The 1,102-nt window shown below is 62.2% G+C and carries 1 protein-coding gene; it reads right to left on the bottom strand.

All coding sequences use genetic code 11. From position 1 onward, the window contains the following. Positions 1-37: 37 nt before the first annotated feature. A complete protein-coding gene (locus ACTWQJ_RS51670; RefSeq protein WP_443313250.1) occupies positions 38-877 on the bottom strand; it encodes an IS5 family transposase in 840 nt (279 codons plus the stop codon). Positions 878-1,102: the final 225 nt, after the last annotated feature.

Here is a 1,102-nt window from a genome sequence, read left to right as displayed (position 1 = left end):
AGAGGGCATTTGGTTTAGGTAGATCGCCCCGTATGCCCTAGTAGGTGCCTCGCCAGGTGGGTGTGGTCTCGTCCGTTATGCGCTTGGCGAGGTTGTCGATCGAGGCGAGGTGGATCATGGCTTCGGAGCTGGCGGGAAGCGTCTCGTAGTCGCGGGCCAGACGCCGGCGAAGCATGATCCATCCCAGACTTCGCTCGACGACCCAGCGCCTTTTGACGACGTGAAAGCCGCGGATATCGGGGTTTCTGTTGACGACCTCGACGTCGATTCCGAGGCTGGCGCCGTGCTCGACTACGGCGTTCTTGAAGCCGGTGTCGACCCAGCTTTTGGAGATGGTGGGGTAGGTCTTCTTGGCCTGGTCGAGCAGTCGTATTCCCACGGCGTTTTCCGACAGGCTTGCGGCGGTGACGGTCACGGCGAGGAGCAGGCCGAGCGTGTCTGTGATGATGCCCCGCTTCCTGCCGACGATCTTCTTTCCAGCGTCCGTTCCCTGGCTGGTCAGGGGCACGTTGGTGGAGGTCTTCACGCTCTGGGTGTCGATCACGGATGCGGTCGGCTCGGGTTTACGGCCCTCCTTGACCCGGGCCAGGCCTGTGAGGTCGTAGTTGAGTTGGGCGAGGATTCCTTCGTCGCGCCAGGCGGCGTAGTAGGCGTAGACGGTGCCGTGGTTCGGGAAGTCGTGCGGGAGGTATTTCCACGGGATTCCCGTGCGGTTGACGTACAGGATGGCGTTGAAGACATCGCGCAGTTCGACCTGGGCCGGCTGGCCGGTGGGTCTGCGGTCGAGTCGGGCTTTCCTCCAGGCGGATAAGGTCGGTTCGATCAACGCCCATCGGGCGTCGGACAGGTCGCTGGGGTACGGCTTCCGCTGGCTCACGAAGGGGCTCTTACACGAACAGTGCCGCCGACAGCGTTACTTGACTGATTGGGCGTTTCTGTGACGTCCATAGACCAGACGGAATCCGGGTGCGAGACACGAAACAAATGGACGCCGAGGCCGGAGCCTGGAAGGCCGCGAAGCTCCACGTAGGGCATAAACTCTCTCAAAGAGCACCAGCCGCAAGAGCGACGTAGTGCCACAAGCGATACCTAAACGCCCACT

This window comes from Streptomyces sp. KR55, from assembly GCF_052245645.1.
GTDB classification, from domain to species: Bacteria; Actinomycetota; Actinomycetes; order Streptomycetales; family Streptomycetaceae; genus Streptomyces; species Streptomyces flavusporus.
This window is presented reverse-complemented; position numbering and strand designations above follow the sequence as displayed.